Raw genomic sequence first — 19,195 nt, forward strand, 5'->3', positions numbered from 1 at the left:
TCAGCTCACCCTCACTCGCGGGTCGAGGACGACGACGGCCATGTCCGCCAGGATCGCTCCGATGGCGGTCAGCACCGCGCCGAATGCGGCGATGGCGACCGTCGCGTTGATGTCGTTCTTTCCCAGTGCATCGACGAAGTAGCGGCCCATGCCGTTCCACGCGAAGATCGTCTCGGTCAGCACCGCGCCCGTGAAGATCGCGGGGATGGTGAAGGCGACCTGCGTCGCGACCGGGATCATCGAGGTGCGCAGCGCGTGCTTGCGGATGGCCTGCGGCTTCGTGAGTCCCTTGGCCCTGGCCGTGCGCACGTAGTCGGCGCCGATGTTGTCGAGCAGCAGGGAGCGCTGCAGGAAGTGGATGTTCGCGTACCCGACGATGACCAGGGCGATGGTCGGCAACACGAGGTGTTGCAAGGCATCGACAAGGACGGGGAAGAAGCCCTCGACCCCCTTCGAGGAGCTACCCGTGACGTAGAAGACGCGGACGCCGACCCACTCGTTGAAGTTGATGGCCAAGAGCACCAGGGCGAGAGCGGCGACGACGATATTGACGTTCATGGTGATGATCGAGGTCGCCTGGCCGATGCGGTCGGCGAGCTTGTACTGGCGGGAAGCGGTGTACACGCCGAGCGCGATGCCGAGGATCGTGGAGATGATCGTCGCGCCGAGCACGAGCTCCGCGCTGATCCACATGCGGTAGGCGACCTGCTCGTTGACCGATCCGCCGGTGGGGCTCACGCCCCAGTCCCAGCGCAGCAGGATGTTCGACAGCCAGGTCCACCAGCGCTCGATGAGCGGGACGGTGTCGCTCAGGTTCTTCGGGATGAGCTGCTGATCGATCTGCTCGGGGGAGAGCGGAGGGCGTCGGCCGACGAAGTTGTTCTTCGGATCGAGGAAGCCCCACGCCAGGAAATAGGTGAGGTTCGTCGCGACCACGATCATCAGCAGCCAGCCGAGTGATCGGCGCAAGAGGTACTTGATCAAGGTGATGAGTCTTTCTCTTCTACGGACGCGCGCGGTATCCGTCGGCGCAACGCTGAGCCGGGAAGACAGTCAAACACCATCTGCCGATCTGCGCGACACGACGCCTCCACTTGGTCTGTGACGGAGTCTTATCGCCCACGGGATCCGGTGTCACGGATTGGTCCCGGGCAACTTCGGGAGACTATCACCCGATCGGGCGAATCGGGCATTAGCCTCCCCTCACCGTAGAATCGACGGGACATGTCACCACGCGCCCTCACTCCTCTTCAGCCTGCCGCGACGCCTTCGGCGCAGATCCGCAATTTCTGCATCATCGCGCACATCGATCACGGCAAGTCGACCCTCGCCGACCGCATGCTCCAGATCACCGGGGCCGTCTCGGAGCGGGACATGCGAGCTCAGTACCTCGACCGCATGGACATCGAGCGCGAGCGCGGCATCACCATCAAGAGCCAGGCCGTGCGGATGCCGTGGGAGCTGGGCGGTGAGACCTTCGCGCTCAACATGATCGACACCCCCGGTCACGTCGACTTCACCTATGAGGTGTCCCGTTCCCTCGCCGCGTGTGAAGGTGCGATCCTCCTCGTCGATGCGGCCCAGGGGATCGAGGCGCAGACGCTCGCCAACCTCTATCTGGCGCTCGAGAACGACCTGCACATCATCCCGGTGCTGAACAAGATCGACCTTCCCGCCGCCGACCCCGAGAAGTACGCCAAGGAGCTGGCCTCGCTGATCGGTGGCAAGCCGGAGGACGTGCTCCGCGTCTCGGGCAAGACCGGCGTCGGCGTCCAGGAACTGCTGGACCGCCTCGTGCAGGAGATCCCGGCGCCCCGGGGGGATTCGGATGCGCCGGCGCGCGCCATGATCTTCGACTCGGTGTACGACGCCTATCGCGGTGTCGTCACCTACGTGCGCATGATCGACGGCAGCCTCTCGCCCCGCGAGCGGATCCAGATGATGTCGACCGGTGCCAATCACGAGCTTCTCGAGATCGGGGTGTCCAGCCCCGAACCGATCCCGTCCAAGGGGCTCGGCGTCGGCGAGGTGGGGTACCTGATCACCGGCGTGAAGGACGTGCGTCTGTCGAAGGTCGGCGACACGGTCACGACCGCGCGCAAGCCGGCGACCGATGCTCTTCCCGGCTACACGGACCCCAAGCCGATGGTGTTCTCCGGCCTGTACCCGATCGACGGCAGCGACTACGCGGAGTTGCGTGAGGCGCTCGACAAGCTCAAGCTGTCCGATGCCTCCCTCGTCTACGAGCCCGAGACGTCTGTCGCCCTCGGCTTCGGCTTCCGCTGTGGATTCCTGGGACTGCTGCACCTCGAGATCATCACCGAGCGGCTGGCGCGCGAGTTCGACCTCGACCTGATCACCACCGCGCCCAGTGTGATCTACGAGGTTCTGACCTCGGACACCGGCGAGACGGTCACCGTCACGAACCCCAGCGAGTACCCGGACGGCCGCATCGGCTCGGTCTCGGAGCCGATGGTGAAGGCCGCCATCCTGCTGCCCAAGGACTACGTGGGCACGGTCATGGAACTCTGCCAGTCGCGCCGGGGGACGTTGCTGGGCATGGAGTACTTCTCCGAGGAGCGCGTCGAGCTGCGCTACAACATCCCTCTCGGTGAGATCGTCTTCGACTTCTTTGACCAGCTGAAGTCGAAGACCCAGGGGTACGCGTCGCTCGACTACGAGCCGTCGGGCCAGCAGGAGGCCGACCTCGTGAAGGTCGACATCCTCCTCCAGGGCGAGAAGGTCGATGCTTTCAGCTCGATCGTCCACCGGGACAAGGCCTACAGCTACGGAACGATGATGGCGGAGCGGCTGCGCAAGCTGATTCCCCGGCAGCAGTTCGAGGTGCCGATCCAGGCCGCCATCGGTGCACGCATCATCGCTCGCGAGACGATCCGCGCGATCCGCAAGGACGTGCTCGCCAAGTGCTACGGCGGTGACATCACCCGAAAGCGCAAGCTCCTCGAGAAGCAGAAAGAGGGCAAGAAGCGCATGAAGATGGTGGGCCGCGTCGAGGTTCCCCAGGAGGCGTTCATCGCGGCGCTCTCCGGCGACGTCGACGGCAAGGACAAGAAGTAGGGATGCCATTCCCGGCGTATGAGCGGGGGACGACCCGTCATCCGCTCGATGCTGTCCCGGCGGGGCTGCGGCTCACCGAGCGATCCGTCGTGGTTCCGCCGAGAGCCCGCGACGCGGTCGCCGCGCTGGTGAGCTCGTGGGAGTTCAAGCGACGAGCAGGGTTCGAGGTCCCTGCGGACGCTCCCGCGGCTGATGGGGAGGGGATCCTCGCGAAGCGGATGTTCGGCATCCGGTTCGCCGAACCCGTGCGTGTGGTGTGGGCGGGGCGAGACGGTTTCGGCTACGAGACACGCCCGGGGCATCCGCTCTACGGCGAAGAGTCGTTCGTGCTGGATGCGGACGGGGTCTTCACCGCGCGGTCGCTCTCCTGCCCCTCGAACCTGTTCTGGCGCCTCGCGGCACCGGCTCTCCGTGTGCTGCAGCTCTCGGTGTCGCGCGCCTACATCCGCATCGTCCAGTCCGAGATCGCGACCGCTTCGCGCTGAGCCGTCGGGTGGCCGGCGGCGACGGCATGTGACCGCCGACGGCGCGTGGGGGTGTTCGCTCAGGTAACCCCCAGTAGGCTGGAACTCATGCGGCGCGGGACTTTCCGAGACGACACGGTGGACTATGCGGCCGTGGGTGCGACCCACGCGCCCGATCTGATGCAGTACCCGCCGGAGCGCAGTATCCCGGCGGAGGACTCCTGGCGGATCGGCAGTGGGGTCGAGCGTTTCCAGAGCGCCGGCGAATCGCTGCTCTCGTGGACCGCGCAACGTGCAGCAGGGCTCGGCGTCGAAGATGTGCGTCCCGCTCCCGGTCCCGCCTACGCAGGAGTGAGCTTCGATGCGGAGGGCAACCCGATCGCGCCGAGCAAGCGCGATGTCGAACCGCGCTACGACGCCGAGGGCATGCCGTTCGTGGGTCCGGGTATGACGCTGCACCTGCGCGGACGCGTCGGCGGTATGCGGGCGGACGCAGAGCTCCGGGTCATCTCGGTGACCGAGGAGACCCGCCGGATCGGGTTCGTGCTGGGCACGGTCGGCGGCTCTGTCGTCAGCGGCGAGGAGTCCTTCGACCTCGACTGGCGAGAGGACAATGACGAGGTCTGGTTCACCGTGCGCGCGTTCGACTCTCCGAACTCGTTGCTCTACCGCACCGTCCCGGCGCTCGTGAAGCGGCGCCGACGGGAACTCTTCGCTCGCTACCTCCGGGCGATCTCTCCGCTCTACGCGACCCCCCTCTGATGGCGGGACCGCTGCCCCTGGGAGATCCGGCACCGACCGACGGCCGCCTGCCCGACGATCTGCCGATCGACACCCACGTCCCGTTCTCGGCGTACCTGCACATCCCGTTCTGCCGTGTGCGCTGCGGCTACTGCGACTTCAACACCTACACGTCCAGCGAGCTGCGCGGCGCGAAGCAGGAGGACTACGCGACCACCCTCGAGACCGAGATCTCCCTCGCGCGACGAGTCCTCGGCGACGCCGGGGCGCTGCGCCCGATGGACACGGTCTTCTTCGGCGGCGGTACGCCGACACTCCTCCCGGCCGGAGACCTGGCCCGGATGCTCGACGCGGCGGTCTCGGCGTTCGGTCTCGCCGAGGGGGCGGAGGTCACGGTCGAGGCGAACCCCGACACGGTCACACCCCAGGTCGCGCGCACGCTCGCCGATGCCGGCGTCACCCGCCTCTCGGTCGGCATGCAGTCGGCGGTGCCGCACGTGCTGGCCGCTCTGGACCGCACGCACCGCCCCGAGAACGTCCGCACCGCTGTGGCGGCGGCCAAGGATGCCGGTCTCGCCGTGAGCGTCGACCTGATCTACGGTGCTCCGGGTGAGTCGCTCTCCGATTGGGAGGCGTCGCTCGACGCCGCTCTCGCGCTCGAGTCGGACCATATCTCGGCGTACGCGCTGATCATCGAGGACGGCACGAAGCTCGCCCGACAGATCAGGCGAGGTGAGGTTCCCACGCCGGACGACGATGTACAGGCCGACATGTACGAGCTCGCCGATGCGCGACTCGGATCGGCCGGATTCGACTGGTACGAGGTCAGCAACTGGGCGCGCAGCCCTGAGCAGCGCTCCCGTCACAATCTCGCGTACTGGCGGGGCAGCGACTGGTGGGGCTTCGGACCCGGTGCGCACAGCCACGTCGCCGGGCTGCGATGGTGGAATGTGAAACATCCCGCCGCATACGCGCAGCGTCTCGCCGCCGCAGAATCCCCGGCCGCGGGGACGGAGCGGCCGGACTCGCAGGCTCAGATGCTCGAACGCGTCCTCCTGCTCAGCCGGCTCGCCGAGGGCATCGCCATCGCGGACCTGCCGGAAGGCAACCGCACGCGGGTGGCCGGCCTCATCGCCGACGGCATGGTCGACGCGGCATCGGCGATCCGCGGGCGCGTGACGCTCACCCTGCGAGGACGGCTGCTCGCCGACGCCGTGGTGCGGGAGCTGACCGACTGACGCTCAGCGCGGCAGCAGGTCGAGACCCGCGGTCCGGCGTTGCGGTACGGTCGTGCTCTCGGTATCGAAGAGTCGCGTCGTGCGACCGGATCCGTACACGGGCCAGCCGGGGTCGCCCGTCGTGATGAACGAGACCCAGGCGGTGTTCATCTCGACCGCGAGACCCCGCGGCGCCTCCGGCCCTGCGAGCCGCTGCGCCTCGTCGTCATCGAGCTTGTCGAACACGAAGCCGAGCTCCAGGGCGTGCGCGGCACGCAGATCGCGCACCGGGCTCGGCCAGGCGAACTCGTAGACGTAGGTGGACGAGGGCTTCGCTCGGGCTACGAGGGTGAGTCCGCGGCGCAGGATCATGTCGGTCGCGAGCTGGCCGAACACTTCACCCGTGGATGCTCCGGGCCGCTCGTCGCGGTATGCCTTCACCGCACGACGGGAGATGCGCAGGGCGAGCGCGGCGACGAACAGCTTGACCTCGGTGATGCCGGCCACGGCCTCGGGCGGGAACCACAGCCGGTACTCATCGGTGTTGGTGCCGATCAGCAGGGGGGTTTCGATCGTCCCGAGCACCTCGTGCGGCGAACGCGGGAGGGTCTCCGGATCGATCGCGACCTGGAAGCCCGGTGCGCCGCCGAGCGGGGACGAGCCGGCGGACTGCTGCCGTCGGGTCTCGAGCAGCTGCTCGGGAGGGATCGCGGCGAAGGAGGCGCGATCGGCTCGGATCCCCAGACGCTTCGCCATCTGGGTGGTCACGCGCGCGGCTTTGGCGGGAGTCTGCGCCTCGAGGGGACCCGATTCGATGATGGCCCTGGCGATCAGCGCGCGGGAGTCGTCACGGGCGAGAAGCGCGGAGACGAGCGCCCCGCCGGCGGATTCGCCCATCACGGTGATCTGCGCGGCATCGCCCCCGAATGCGGCCACCTCGGCATGCACCCATTCGAGAGCCGTCGCGACGTCACGCAGCCCCAGGTTGCGCTGCGCGTCGTCGAGCACCGAGAAGCCCTCGGCCCCGAGGCGGTAGTTGATCGAGACGTACACGATGCCCGCGCGCGCGAACACCGCACCGTCGTACAGCGACAGCGCCGCAGTCCCGCGTTCCAGGGCACCGCCGTGGATCCAGAGCACGACGGGTGCGCGTTCCGCATCCGCCGGTGCCCAGACATTCGCCGTGAGGATGTCGTCGCCAGGGATGTGCACGGAGCCGAGCAGTTCTCCGATCGCGCCGGGGTAGGGGAGCTGCGGGGCGGTGGGGCCGAACTGGGTGGCGCTGCGGACGTCCTCCCACGGGACGACCGGCTGCGGGGCGCGGAACCGATTCTCGCCGAAAGGCGGCGCCGCATAGGGGATGCCGAGGAAGCGGTGGATCCCGTCGGCCGTCGATCCCTGGACGGTGCCGGCGCGGAGGGTGATCTGGGGATCAGGCGTCATGTTCGTCATCGTAGGTCACGTGTGATCCGATGCGACCCGGCGGGAAGCGTGGTGACGTCGCCGTTCCACTCGACGTGCGCCGGCACCGGTGTGTCGAGGACGAGGAGCTCGGGCTCGACGCGCAGCACGATGTCGCCGTGGGGCGTGGGGACGCGCGCCTCCGCCCATTCCAGGCCCTCCAGCTTCGGCGCGATGCGAGCAGTCCGGTAGCCCGGCTCGGCGGGGGTGACACCGAGGGTGTGCACGATGACGTCTCGCGCGACCGTCGCCGACCATCCATGGCAGTACGAGCCGCCTTCCCAGCACTCCCTGAGCGCCGTCGGACCGGAAGTGAGCAGTCGTGTCCAGTCCCGGTAGAGAGGTCGCAGCTCGCCGCCCAGCGCGGCCACGGCATCGTGCACCACCGCACGGAAGAACGGTTGGCCTCCCACGACCAGCGACTCCGTGTCCCAGTCGGGGGCGTCGCGCCGCCAGACGGGAGCGCCGGCGCTCGGGCCGAGGGAGTCCGCCCCGTGATCGGCGAGAGGACTGCGGGTGAACATGGCTTCCCGGTCGGTGAGGAGGGCCCGAATCGCATCGTGCCGCGTCGGGGGGACGAGTCCTGCCAGGAACGCGGTGGCGGCGACGTGTTCGCTGACGCTGCGACCACGGGTGCCGTCGGTGAGGATGTTGTCGCGATAGGCCTGTCGTCCGGCATCCCAGAACGCCTCGAAACCGACCTCGACCTCTGCCCACACCCGATCCGCCCACGCGGCTCTGCCCTCGTCTCCGAGCCATCGGGCGATGTCGGAGAACTGGCGCAGCGCACGTGCCCACAGCGCGGTGAGGGCGGCACTGGAGCCCTCGACCTGCACCGGGGACCAATCGATGAGCACCCACCCGGGGACTTCGGCCAGCCGCCCGTCGTGCAGGGAGGGGAGGAACCAGCGCAGGACGGATTCGACGGCGGGCAGCAGCGGCATGATCAGAGCAGGGTCGCCGGTGTACCGGTAGAGGTTGTGCACGCTGGCGACCCAGTGCAGAGACCAATCCGGGATGGTCGGGATGCGTGGTGAGGCGAAGTCGCCCGCCGCCGCCATGGGGAGGATGCCGTCGGGGCGGGGCCGTGCGAGCAACGCGGGGTTCCAGGCGGCGAGCGACCAGTCGGACGTCGCGACCAGGTCGACGCTCTGATGCACGATCGAGTCGCCGGTCCACGCGCGCTGCTCGCGGGTGGGGCAATCGATGTAGGCATCGACAGCGCTCAGATCCACCGTGCGCAACGAGACGTCGACGATCCGCTGGAGCTCTTCATCGCTGCACGCGAAGTGCGCGCCCTGGCGGGGGCGGTGTGCCTCGTGCACTTCCGCACGCACAAGGCGGGGTAGAGCGCCGGAAGCGGAGGTCGCACTGAGCACGAGGTAGCGCCCGCCCACGCTGTCGAAGGGTTCGAACACGGTCTTACCCTCCGCCAGCACGATCTGCAGCGGTGCGGCACTCTCGAACGCCGCAGGGCCGACGGCCTCCAGGAGGCCCCCGCGCACGATGTCTCCTGCCGCACCGGAGAACGTCAGTCGCAGGCGACCGCTCACGATACGTCCTGCATCGATCACGGTGACGGCACCGGCGGTGATGTCGGCGGAGAGCAGATCGACCAGCGTCGTCGTCGACTCGGCAGTGCGGGCCGATGTGCTGGGGGTGAGCGCAGCGCGGGGCAGGTCGACCAGGGTGCCGGTCGTCTGCGGCCGCCGCGAGGGCAGGAGTGCACCGTAGGGCTCCCCGCCGGGGGTGGTGCGCCCCCGCGGACCGATGACGGACTGCTCGCCGATCACGCGCGCCGGCAGCCACGATTGCACGTCGGCATCCAGGGCCATCCAGGTGGGATCGAACAGTCGTGCGTCGAACAGCTCGGCGGGCTGAGAGGCGAGGAGACCCTGAGGGTGAGCGACCGTCCAGGCTTCGCAATCGGTGACGAGCCAACGCGCGTCCGTCGCGACGACGACCTCGCCGTCGATCTCCAGTTCCGCGGCGAAGGCTCCGCCGCCCATCGTGTGAGACGGACGCGAAGGAGCCCACCACGGGTTCGCGTCGCCGTAGAAGCGAGCCATCACCGCGATCACGTTGCGACCGGGACGAAGCAGCGACGCGATGTCCCATTCGTCGTAGGTCAGCGAATCGGAATCATGACGGCCGGGCCCTGCGCCGACGCGCTCGCCGTTGATGAACACGATGTAGCGCGCGTCGGCGGTCGCGTAGAGGGCAGCGGTGCGGGGTACCGCTTCGAGTGAGAACTCCCGGCGCAGGAGGACGCGCTGGTCGAACTGGGTCGGATCGTGGGCGCCGATCGGTTCCGCCGGGCCGGGGGTGAGGAGTCCGGATCGCGTGCTCCAGATCCATTCTCCCTGCCAGCGGCGGGGAGCGCGTGCGGAGGGCCAGGTGGCGGTCATCGAGCGTCGTTCCTCTCGTTCAGGGCGGCGCGGGTCTCTGCCGCGACCGTGCGGGTGATGGGATAGGCGAGGAAGACCAGTCCGCCGATGACGACGAGTGCGGCAGGCACACCGCCCTGAGCCAGCGCGATGCCGGCGAGTGCCTCGGGGGTCTGCTCTGCGCCGGCGACGTAGCCCGAGAACGCGAGCACGTAGGCGATGAGCGCCCCTCCGATCCCGGCGCCGGCTTTCGCGGCGAAGGAGCCGATCGAGGCGAGCGTGCCTTCGGTGCGGAACCCGCCTTTGAGCTCGACGAAGTCGGTGAGCTCGGCGAGCATCGCGTAGTTCAGCGCCACCGCCCCACCGAAACCGAGTCCTGCCACGCCGAAGCAGACCAGATAGGAGGGGCCCTGCAGGCCGGGGAGGAGCAGGATCGAGCCGACGCCCAGTGCGGCGATCACGAGGCTGCTGAGGTAGACGGGCTTGAATCCGATGCGCTGCCCGAGCAGAGGGCCGGAGATGCTGCCGAGCATCATCGGCACGACCATCACCAGGGCGACCGCGCTGACCAGTCCCGCGCTTCCGGCGTAGTAGGTGAAGAAGAACGGGATGCCGGCCATCAGAGCGGCGTTGGCAGCGCTTGTTGCGAGCTTCGAGACGAGAAGCACGGGGACGGCCCGACTGGAGAGGAAGAGCGCCTTCGCATCCGAGAAGCGATAGGGCTCCGCCGTGGAGGGAGCCACCCGCTCACGCACCAGAAGTGCGCCCGTCGCGGTGAGAGCGAACGAGACGACGGCGATGATCACGACATAGACCTGCCAGCCGAGCGCGCCACCGCCGAGAAGGGCGACCACGGGCAGGGACACGCCGATCACGACGAGAGTCCCGATCAGGTAGGTCGTCCCCTTGATCGCGGCGAGTTGTCCGCGCGAACGGGGAGAGGCGCTCATCGCCGGGAGCAGCGCGTTCAAGGGGATGTCCATCAGATCGAACGCCAACCCCCAGATGAGGTACGTGATCCAGGCGGCGACCAGAGATGCGCCGACGAACCCGGGTGCGAGGAAGAGGGCGACGAAGGCCACGGCTCCGACCGCTCCTCCGATGAGCAGATAGCTGCGGAAGCGACCCCAGGAGGTACGCGGCAGATGATCGACGAGGTAACCCATGATGGGGTCGGTTGCGCCGTCGACCAGCCGCGCGACGAGCAGCAGTGTGCCCACCGCGGCGGCGTTGATGCCGACATGGTCGGTCAGGTAGATCAGCAGGAAGGAGCTGATCACCGTGCTCAGGATGATGTTGCCGAAGTTCGCGGCGAAGTAGCCGATCTTCTCGACGAGGCGCACATCGCTCTTCATCGCGGCGCGGGCGGAAACAGTGGTCATCATCGACCTTTCGGAGACGAGGGAAGCGTTCATTCATGTTCGATCACATCTCCCTCCTGTCAGTAGTGGTCTCCGTCCGGAGTATCGACGGCCTAAGTTGTGACACATGACAAACATCGAACCGACTCTCGGCGGAACGAGCGTGCGCGACATCGTGCTCGGGAATCGCGAGATCGTCGATCGGATCATCACCGCGATCGCCCCCACCAACCCGGAGCAGCACGGGACCGGTGACGCCTCCCAGGCCGCCGACATCCGATGGGCTGTGGAGCACAGCCTTCAGGCTGCCGCAGACTCGCTGACGGGGCGGCCGAACGACGACGAGTTGCTGCGCGCCTCCGCCGTGCGGCGATTCGAGGAAGGGTCGTCGTTCTCCTCCGTCATCGCGGCGTACCACCGCGGCGTCGCCGTCATCTGGGAGCAGTTGCGCGCACACGCGGGGCGAGAGGATGACGCGACTCTTGCCGAGTGCGCGCGACTGCTCTTCGTCCACCTGGAACGGATCACCTCCGCGCTCGCCGCAGACTTCGAACGCACCTGGACCGTTTCTCGGCTCGGCGAGAGAGACGCCCGCTTCGCGATCTTCACGGCACTCACCCAAGGTGGCGACGCCGAAGGCGAGGCGCACCGCTCGGGACGGACTCTGGCCTCGCGCTACGGCATCCTCGTCGTCCGGCTGCGGCGAGCGGAGGATTCATCTCCCGGTGATGTCATCGCCCGCCGGGAGACGCAACGGCTGCGATCGGCGATCGACTCCGTGGCCGGGGGCGAGGTTCTCGCCGTTCTCGGCGCCGCCGGCGGGACCGCACTCGTGCCCTTGCGTGACGGCGGCGACACGATCGAAGACCTGCGGCGTGCACTCCAGGCCGGTTTCGGGCGCAACTGCACCGGTGCGTGGGTGGAGGCAGGGATCTCAGAGATCGCCGACGCGCTGCACGTGGCGGAGGAACTGCTCGAGATCGCGCTCGCGATCCGCGGGGAAGGCGAGGTCCACACCCTCGACGACCTGCTCCTGGAGTATCAGAGTGCGCGCCCGGGACCGGGGAGAGCACTGCTCGCCCGACGCATCGACGGCGTCGGCGACGAACTCCTGCAGACGGTCGATGCGTATCTCGCGTCCGGAGGCGATCGGCGCTCGACGGCGGCTGCGCTGCACGTGCATCCCAACACCGTGGATTACCGACTCGGACGCGTCCTGACCCTCACCGGGATGGAGGCGACGACGCCGGAGGGGGCCGCGCAGCTCCGCGCCGCACGTGTCGCGAACCGCCTCGAGAGGGCGGCGCACGAGCGACTCGACGGGTGAGACGGGCGGAAAGCTCCGCGCACCGGTAGAATTGGCACTCTGAGTATCCGAGTGCCAGCGGAAGGGGAAGTCGATGGTCACAGAACGAGGACTCCAGGTTCTCCGCGCGATCGTGCAGGACTATGTCGAGACCCACGAACCCGTCGGCAGCCGCTCGATCGTCGACCGGCATTCGTTCGGCGTGTCCGCGGCCACGATCCGCAACGACATGGCGCTGCTCGAGGACGAGGAGCTGATCACGGCTCCGCACACCTCGTCCGGTCGGGTTCCGACCGACAAGGGCTACCGCGTCTTCGTCAACCACCTCGCCCAGCTCCGGCCCATGTCGGCGGCGCAGCGTTCGGCGATCGAGTCGTTCCTCGCCGAGCCCTCCGACCTCGACGACTTGATGGTGCGCACGGTGCGCGTGCTCACACAGCTCACCGGCCAGGTGGCTCTGGCCCAGTACCCGTCGTTCGCCCGCGCGCACCTCACGCACCTCGAACTCGTGGCCCTGGCGCCCAACAGGCTCCTGATCGTCCTCGTGACCGATGCCGGCGGTGTCTCGCAGCGGATGGCGCCGCTGCCGGTCGAACTCGATGAAGCGGACCTCGCTCTGCTTCGCGCTCGACTGTCGGCGCTGATCACCGGCCGTGCCGTCAGTGACGCAGCGGACCGCCTCCAGAACCTTCTCGCCACGGTGGACACACCCAACGATGCCGCACTGCGCACGCTCGCCGCGATCGTGATCGACGAGCTGGGCGAGTTCCGTCAAGAGAAGCTCGTCATGGCGGGTGCAGCGACGCTCGCCCGTCGGGAACAGGACTTCCGCGGCAGCATCCATCCGCTCCTCGAGGCCATCGAGGAGCAGGTGACCCTGCTGCGGCTGATGAGTGAGATGGTGACCGACGAGCACGGCCTCGCGGCCAGCATCGGCACCGAGAACGCGCCGTTCGGCCTCGGCGAGGCATCGATCGTTGCGAGCAACTATGCCGCCCCCAGCGGGATGGCTCGCGTCGGTGTGATGGGGCCGACGCGCATGGATTATCCGAGCAACCTCGCGGCAGCACGGGCGGTCGCCCGCTACCTGACGCGGATGCTCGATGAAGACGAGGCGAGCCGCTGACACGCGGCTCCCAGACGACAGACACACGCAGAAAGGCGATTGTGGCGGACCACTATGAGGTTCTCGGGGTGTCCCGAGACGCTTCCATCGACGAGATCAAGAAGGCGTACCGACGCCTGGCACGGCAGCTGCACCCGGACGTGAATCCGGGAGAGGATGCCGCGGAGAAGTTCAAGCTCGTCACCCACGCGTACGACGTTCTCAGCGACGACGAGTCGCGCCGTCGCTACGACATGGGCGGCGGAGACGGCGCGGCCGGGAACTTCGGAGGGTTCGGCGGCTTCGGCGACATCTTCGAGACGTTCTTCGGAGCCGCTCAGGGCGGCGGACGTGGCGGACGGCCGCGCTCGCGTCGTGAGCGCGGCCAGGACGCGCTCGTCCGTGTCACCCTCGACCTCGGTGACGTCGTGTTCGGCGCCCACCGTGACATCGACGTCGACACGGCTGTGCTGTGCGAGACGTGTCAGGGTTCCTGCTGCCAGGAGGGCACATCGCCGGTCACCTGCGACATCTGCGGCGGCTCCGGCCACGTGCAGCGCCAGGTGCGCAGCCTGCTCGGCAACGTCGTCACCTCGCAGCCCTGCGGCACGTGCGAGGGCTACGGCACCACGATCCCGTACCCGTGCGGAACCTGCGGTGGCCAGGGGCGGGTGCGCTCGCGCCGCACGGTGTCGCTCGACATCCCGGCCGGCGTCGAGACCGGCCTTCGCCTGCAGCTGCCCGGCTCGGGCGAGGTCGGCAAGGCCGGTGGCCCCAACGGCGACCTGTACGTCGAGGTCACGGTCAACCCGCACGCCGCGTTCAGCCGTGACGGCGACGATCTGCTCGCGACGCTCGAGGTCTCGATGACCGATGCGATCCTCGGTACCGAGACCGCGATCCAGGGTCTGGATGGCGAAGTCGACCTCGAAATCCGGCCCGGCGTGCAGTCCGGAGACGTGCTCACCATCAAAGGGCGCGGGATCACACCGCTCCGCGGCACGCAGCGCGGCGACCTCCGTGTGGGCGTGCAGGTCGTGACGCCGACGAAGCTCGACTCCGCGCAACGCGCGCTGATCGAGGACTTCGCCAAGAAGGCGAAGGCACCGGGCCCGCAGCTCGCCCAGTTCCAGCAGGGGCTGTTCTCCAAGCTGCGCGACCGGTTCCGCGGACAGCACTGACCCATGGCGCTGCACTTCCTGCTCGAATCGGCGTCGGATGCGGCCGTCGGAGACGTCGTCTCGTTGACCGGCGCCGAGGCGAAGCATGCCGCGGTCGTGCGGCGGTTGCGGGTCGGCGAGGCGATCACGATCGGCGACGGCAGGGGAGTCTGGCTCTCCGGTGTCGCCGAGGAGGTCTCTCCCGGGAAGGTCGACGTGCGGATCTCCGAGCGCACGGAGCAGGCCGCTCCTGCGCCACGCATCGTGCTCGTGCAGGCGCTGGCGAAGGGCGACCGCGATGAACTCGCTGTCCAGGCGGCGTGCGAACTGGGCGTCGACGAGATCGTGCCCTGGCAGGCGAGCCGCAGCGTCTCACGGTGGGAGGGCGCCAAGGCCGTGAAGGGCAGGGAGCGCTGGGCATCGATCGTGCGCGGGGCCGCGAAGCAGGCGCATCGTGCCTGGGTGCCCGACGTCGGTGCTCCCGTCACGACCGCGCAGCTCGCGCAGAGGGCGGCGACGCAACGCGTGCTGCTGTTGGATCCGACCGCGACCGGGCGACTGTCCGAGATCGTCGCCGACGGCCGTGACCTCGTGCTCGTCGTCGGCCCGGAGGGCGGTATCGCTCCCGAGGAGCTGACCCGTCTCACCGAGGCCGGTGCCGAGCGCGCGCTGCTCGGCGACACCGTGCTGCGTACGTCGACGGCCGGGCCTGCGGCGATCGCGGTGCTCTCGGTGGCGCTCGGTCGCTGGTGAGCGTCCCCCCGCGCCCGGTGCGCAGTGGTCAGTAGACTTGAAGCCATGACGGAACCCTCGATCTTCACGCGCATCCTGACCGGGGAGATCCCTGCCGAGATCATCGGCGAGACCGACCGGCTGTTCGCGTTGCGCGATATCGCGCCGCAGGCGCCGGTGCATCTGCTGGTGATCCCGAAGACCGCGGACTACCGCGACGTGACCGAACTCGCGGCCGGTGACCCCGGACTTCTCGCCGAACTGGTCGCGTTCGCGAAGGAGCTGGCGGCTCAGCACACTCCCGACGGCGACTTCCGTCTGGTCTTCAACACCGGTGCGAACGCCGGACAGACCGTTTTCCACGTCCACGCTCACATCCTGGGTGGCGGACTGACCGAGAAGAGCGTCGGTGCCTGACAACCACGAACCGGTCGAGCGCAGCCTGGGAGGGCGTGAGCCCGAGGCCGTCGAGAAGATCTACGCCGATGGCGTCGCCATGGTGCAGCTGCTCGGCCCGCAGGACCGCCTGCTCCGCATGCTCGAGAAGGAGCATCGCGACGTGCAGGTGCTCGTGCGGGGCAACGAGATCACGCTCAGCGGCGGCGTCGCGGAGGTCGCGAACGCGAAGAAGCTCGTCGATGAGCTGCTGGCGATGACGAAGGCCGGGCACGATCTGGCCCCGAGCGACGTGACGAACTCGGCGCGGCTGCTGCGCCGTGATGGCGGCCCGCGCCCGAGCGAGGTCCTGGGCGAGGCGATCCTCTCGACGCGGGGCAAGGTGATCCGTCCCAAGACGCTGGGTCAGAAGGAGTACGTCGACGCGATCGAGGAGAACACGATCGTGTTCGGCATCGGTCCCGCCGGTACCGGCAAGACCTACCTCGCGATGGCGAAGGCCGTGCAGGCACTGCAGCGCAAAGAGGTCAGCCGCATCATCCTGACGCGCCCGGCCGTCGAGGCGGGCGAGCGGCTGGGATTCCTGCCTGGCACGCTCACCGACAAGATCGACCCGTATCTGCGCCCGCTCTACGACGCGCTCAACGAGATGATGGACCCGGAGATCGTGCCGCGCCTGATGGCGTCGGGGACGATCGAGGTCGCCCCTCTCGCCTACATGCGCGGACGCACGCTCAACGACTCGTTCGTGGTGCTCGACGAAGCGCAGAACACCACTCCCGAGCAGATGAAGATGTTCCTGACGCGACTCGGCTTCGGCACGCGGATGGTGGTCACCGGCGACATCACACAGGTCGATCTGCCGCAGGGATCGTCGGGGCTGCGCCTCGTGACACGCGTGCTCGACGGCATCGACGACATCCATTTCTCCCGGCTCACGAGCGACGACGTCGTGCGCCACTCGCTCGTCGGACGCATCGTCGACGCGTACAGCGAGTACGACGAGAAACGCACAGCGCAGCGGTTCGAGCGCGAGCAGGCGGCGGAGTTCGCCAACCGTGCAGACCGCCGTGGCGCCCAACGACCTGGACCGCGCGATCGCGCGCCGAAACGAGGACTCTCATGATCGAGATCAACAACGAGTCGGCCATCGATGTCGACGAGACCGTGCTGCAGCGCCTGACCGACTACAACCTGGCGCAGCTGCACGTCAGCGCGGACGCTGAGGTCGCGATCGTGCTCGTCGACGAGGGCGCCATGGAGGCGCTCCATGTGCAGTGGATGGACGAGCCCGGTCCCACCGACGTGCTCAGCTTCCCGATGGACGAGTTGCGTCCCGGTACGGAGGATCGTCCGACGGCCCCCGGTCTGCTCGGCGACATCGTGCTGTGCCCGCAGGTCGCGGAGACGCAGGCGCAGGCCGCCAAGCACACGCTGATGGACGAGTTGATCCTGCTCACGACCCACGGGTTGCTGCACCTCCTCGGATTCGATCACGCCGAGCCCGATGAGGAACGTGAGATGTTCGGCCTCCAGAAGCAGCTCATCGAAGGCTTCGCCGCGTCTGAACGTCGACGATGACGGCGGCCTTCCTCCTCGCCGGCGCCGTTCTGCTCGTCGCCTTCGGCGGTCTGATGGCCGCCATCGACGCGGCATTCGGTGTCTCGTCGCGGTCCGACCTCGAGGAGATGGGCAGCGAGGGGCGCAACGCTCGGCAGCTGGCGCGGATCGCCGCTGATCCGGATGCGCACGTCAACTCGGTCGCCTTCATCCGCGTGCTGGCAGAGACCGCCGCCGCCGTGCTCGTGACCGTCGCCTTCATGTTCTTGTTCGACAACATCTGGTGGGCGATGCTCGCCGCCGCGGTGCTGATGACGGGGATCAGCTTCGTGCTCGTCGGAGCCAGCCCTCGTACCTTCGGGCGCGATCACGCGGACGGGCTGCTGCGCGCGAACGCCCCGGTGGTCAGGGGACTGCGGATCTTCCTCGGACCGATCGCGCAGGGACTGGTCGCACTGGGCAACCGTGTCACCCCCGGCGCCGGACGCAGCTCGTTCAGCTCGGAGGAGCAGCTGCTCAGCATGGTCGACGAGGCGGCGTCCAACGACCTCATCGAAGCCGATGACCGCGACCTGATCCACTCGGTGTTCGACTTCACCGATCAGTTCGTGCGTGCGGTGATGGTTCCTCGTACCGAGATGGTGACGGTGGACGCGACCGCTTCGACGAGCGAGGCCATGGCGCTGTTCCTGAACCGTGGTGTCTCCCGGATGCCGGTCGTCGACGACGATGCCGACGACGTGGTCGGCGTGCTGTATCTGAAGGATCTCGTGCAGTTCGCGTTCCGCGACGAGAACGCGTGGCGCACGGCATCCATCCGTCCGATCTCGCGACCGGCGACGTTCGTTCCCGAATCGATGCGTGCCGAGACGCTGCTGCAGCAGATGAAGCGCGACGCGGTGCACGTGTGTCTCGTGATCGACGAGCACGGCGGGATCTCTGGTCTGGTGACGCTCGAGGATCTGATCGAGGAACTCGTCGGAGAGATCTCCGACGAGTACGATCAGGTATCCGCCGAGTTCGTCGATCTCGGTGACGGTCGTTACCGCGTGAGTGCCCGTCTCTCGCTGGAAGACGTCGGCGATCTCTTCGGACTCGAGCTCGAGGATGAAGATGTCGACTCGATCGGCGGACTGCTCGGCAAGGCTCTCGGGCAGGTGCCCCAGCCCGGCGCGACGGCGACGGTCGAGGGTCTGGTGTTGACCGGGGGCGCCTCGCGTGGGCGAGGACGAGGAATTGCGACGGTGTTCGTCGAACGAGCAGCCGTCGATGTGGAATCGACAGAAGATGAGGGAGAGCGACGCGATGACTGAGCAGACGCGAAGTGGGTTCGTGACCTTCGTCGGGCGCCCGAATGTGGGCAAGTCCACGCTGACCAACGCGCTGGTGGGAGAGAAGATCGCGATCACCAGCGAGAAGCCGCAGACGACGCGGCGCGCGATCCGCGGCATCGTGAATCGCCCGGAGGGGCAGCTCGTCATCGTGGACACCCCGGGGATCCACAAGCCGCGCACGTTGCTCGGCGAACGCCTCAACGACCTCGTCGATCAGGTTCTCGGCGACGTCGACGTGATCGGGTTCTGCGTTCCCGCGACGGAGAAGGTCGGGCCGGGAGATCGTCGTATCGCGGCGTCGCTGGACGGGTATCCGCGCGCCAAGAAGGTCGCGATCGTCACCAAGACCGATGCGGCGGGCCGAGACGACATCACCGAGCGCCTGCTCGAGGTCGATGCGCTGCGTGAGGACTGGGCGGCGGTCGTGCCGCTCTCGGCACTCACCCGCGATCAGCTCGAGGTGCTCGCGGATGAGCTGCTCAGCCTGATGCCCAAGGGGCCGCCCCTGTATGAAGAGGGGATCACGACCGATGAGTCGCAGGAGGACCGCATCGCCGAGATGATCCGCGAAGCGGCACTCGAGGGCGTTCGCGATGAGTTGCCGCACTCGATCGCCGTGATCATCGACGAGGTCTCCCGGCGTGAGGACAGCGACTTCACCGACGTGCACGCGCAGATCGTCGTCGAGCGTGACAGCCAGAAGGCGATCATCATCGGCCACAAGGGCAAGCGGCTGCGCGACGTCGGCGCCCGCGCGCGCGGCGGTATCGAGGAGCTTCTCGGTACCCGGGTGTTCCTCGGCCTGCACGTGAAGGTCGCCAAGGAATGGCAGCGCGACCCGAAGCAGTTGGGCCGGCTCGGATTCTGACATGAGCCCGAGAGACGGATCGACG

General features: G+C 68.1%; 17 protein-coding genes. 13 read left to right on the plus strand and 4 right to left on the minus strand.

Going from position 1 to position 19,195, the window contains the following annotated elements; genetic code table 11:
- Positions 1-984 carry an ABC transporter permease gene (locus FB560_RS07350; protein ID WP_141871759.1) on the minus strand — a complete coding sequence of 328 codons (984 nt, stop codon included), beginning with the start codon at positions 982-984 and terminating at the stop codon, positions 1-3.
- A gap of 240 nt (positions 985-1,224) precedes the next feature.
- Here FB560_RS07350 and lepA point away from each other — a divergent pair, with 240 nt between their 5' ends.
- From lepA to hemW, 4 genes are all read left to right on the plus strand, one after another.
- The gene (gene lepA / locus FB560_RS07355) at positions 1,225-3,078 is read left to right on the plus strand and encodes a translation elongation factor 4 (protein ID WP_141871760.1); all 1,854 of its coding nucleotides are present in this window, start codon (positions 1,225-1,227) and stop codon (positions 3,076-3,078) included.
- A gap of 2 nt (positions 3,079-3,080) precedes the next feature.
- Positions 3,081-3,563: a DUF1990 family protein gene (locus tag FB560_RS07360; protein ID WP_141871761.1), complete on the plus strand. Its 483-nt coding sequence runs from the start codon at positions 3,081-3,083 to the stop codon at positions 3,561-3,563.
- Between the two features lie 87 nt (positions 3,564-3,650).
- Positions 3,651-4,304 carry a DUF1990 family protein gene (locus tag FB560_RS07365; RefSeq protein ID WP_141871762.1) on the plus strand — a complete coding sequence of 218 codons (654 nt, stop codon included), beginning with the start codon at positions 3,651-3,653 and terminating at the stop codon, positions 4,302-4,304.
- On the plus strand, positions 4,304-5,521 hold the full coding sequence (hemW, locus tag FB560_RS07370) for a radical SAM family heme chaperone HemW (protein WP_141871763.1): 1,218 nt from the start codon (positions 4,304-4,306) through the stop codon (positions 5,519-5,521). The genes FB560_RS07365 and hemW overlap by 1 nt, the downstream gene beginning before the upstream one ends.
- Before the next feature lie 3 nt (positions 5,522-5,524).
- Here the strand turns inward: hemW and FB560_RS07375 are convergent, their stop codons facing one another.
- From FB560_RS07375 to FB560_RS07385, 3 genes are read right to left on the minus strand one after another with little or no spacing between them, the layout of a single operon-like run.
- On the minus strand, positions 5,525-6,943 hold the full coding sequence (locus FB560_RS07375) for a carboxylesterase/lipase family protein (RefSeq protein ID WP_229673191.1): 1,419 nt from the start codon (positions 6,941-6,943) through the stop codon (positions 5,525-5,527).
- 5 nt (positions 6,944-6,948) lie between these two features.
- Complete coding sequence (locus tag FB560_RS07380; protein ID WP_141871765.1) at positions 6,949-9,369, minus strand: alpha-L-rhamnosidase-related protein; 2,421 nt, start codon at positions 9,367-9,369, stop codon at positions 6,949-6,951.
- A complete protein-coding gene (locus FB560_RS07385; RefSeq protein ID WP_170198088.1) occupies positions 9,366-10,730 on the minus strand; it encodes an MFS transporter in 1,365 nt (454 codons plus the stop codon). Before FB560_RS07385 ends, FB560_RS07380 begins: the two co-directional genes overlap by 4 nt.
- A 106-nt stretch (positions 10,731-10,836) precedes the next feature.
- On the opposite strand from FB560_RS07385, the gene FB560_RS07390 reads away from it, so the two are divergent.
- From FB560_RS07390 to era, 9 genes are all read left to right on the plus strand, one after another.
- On the plus strand, positions 10,837-12,036 hold the full coding sequence (locus FB560_RS07390; RefSeq protein ID WP_141871767.1) for a PucR family transcriptional regulator: 1,200 nt from the start codon (positions 10,837-10,839) through the stop codon (positions 12,034-12,036).
- A gap of 73 nt (positions 12,037-12,109) precedes the next feature.
- The gene (gene hrcA, locus FB560_RS07395; RefSeq protein WP_141871768.1) at positions 12,110-13,141 is read left to right on the plus strand and encodes a heat-inducible transcriptional repressor HrcA; all 1,032 of its coding nucleotides are present in this window, start codon (positions 12,110-12,112) and stop codon (positions 13,139-13,141) included.
- A 41-nt stretch (positions 13,142-13,182) separates the two neighbouring features.
- Positions 13,183-14,301, plus strand: coding sequence for a molecular chaperone DnaJ (gene dnaJ / locus FB560_RS07400; RefSeq protein ID WP_141871769.1), 1,119 nt, complete (start codon positions 13,183-13,185; stop codon positions 14,299-14,301).
- 3 nt (positions 14,302-14,304) lie between these two features.
- On the plus strand, positions 14,305-15,033 hold the full coding sequence (locus FB560_RS07405) for a 16S rRNA (uracil(1498)-N(3))-methyltransferase (RefSeq protein ID WP_141871770.1): 729 nt from the start codon (positions 14,305-14,307) through the stop codon (positions 15,031-15,033).
- Positions 15,034-15,078: 45 nt separating this feature from the next.
- Complete coding sequence (locus FB560_RS07410) at positions 15,079-15,429, plus strand: histidine triad nucleotide-binding protein (RefSeq protein WP_141871771.1); 351 nt, start codon at positions 15,079-15,081, stop codon at positions 15,427-15,429.
- A 79-nt stretch (positions 15,430-15,508) separates the two neighbouring features.
- On the plus strand, positions 15,509-16,534 hold the full coding sequence (locus FB560_RS07415) for a PhoH family protein (RefSeq protein WP_229673238.1): 1,026 nt from the start codon (positions 15,509-15,511) through the stop codon (positions 16,532-16,534).
- Positions 16,531-16,989 carry an rRNA maturation RNase YbeY gene (ybeY, locus tag FB560_RS07420; RefSeq protein WP_141871772.1) on the plus strand — a complete coding sequence of 153 codons (459 nt, stop codon included), beginning with the start codon at positions 16,531-16,533 and terminating at the stop codon, positions 16,987-16,989. Before FB560_RS07415 ends, ybeY begins: the two co-directional genes overlap by 4 nt.
- Positions 16,986-18,281 (plus strand): hemolysin family protein, encoded by a 1,296-nt coding sequence (locus FB560_RS07425; RefSeq protein WP_141871773.1) that lies wholly within the window; start codon positions 16,986-16,988, stop codon positions 18,279-18,281. Before ybeY ends, FB560_RS07425 begins: the two co-directional genes overlap by 4 nt.
- Positions 18,274-19,170: a GTPase Era gene (era, locus tag FB560_RS07430; RefSeq protein ID WP_188895196.1), complete on the plus strand. Its 897-nt coding sequence runs from the start codon at positions 18,274-18,276 to the stop codon at positions 19,168-19,170. The genes FB560_RS07425 and era overlap by 8 nt, the downstream gene beginning before the upstream one ends.
- Positions 19,171-19,195 lie beyond the last annotated feature (25 nt).

The sequence above is a fragment of the Microbacterium saperdae genome, from assembly GCF_006716345.1.
GTDB classification, from domain to species: Bacteria; Actinomycetota; Actinomycetes; order Actinomycetales; family Microbacteriaceae; genus Microbacterium; species Microbacterium saperdae.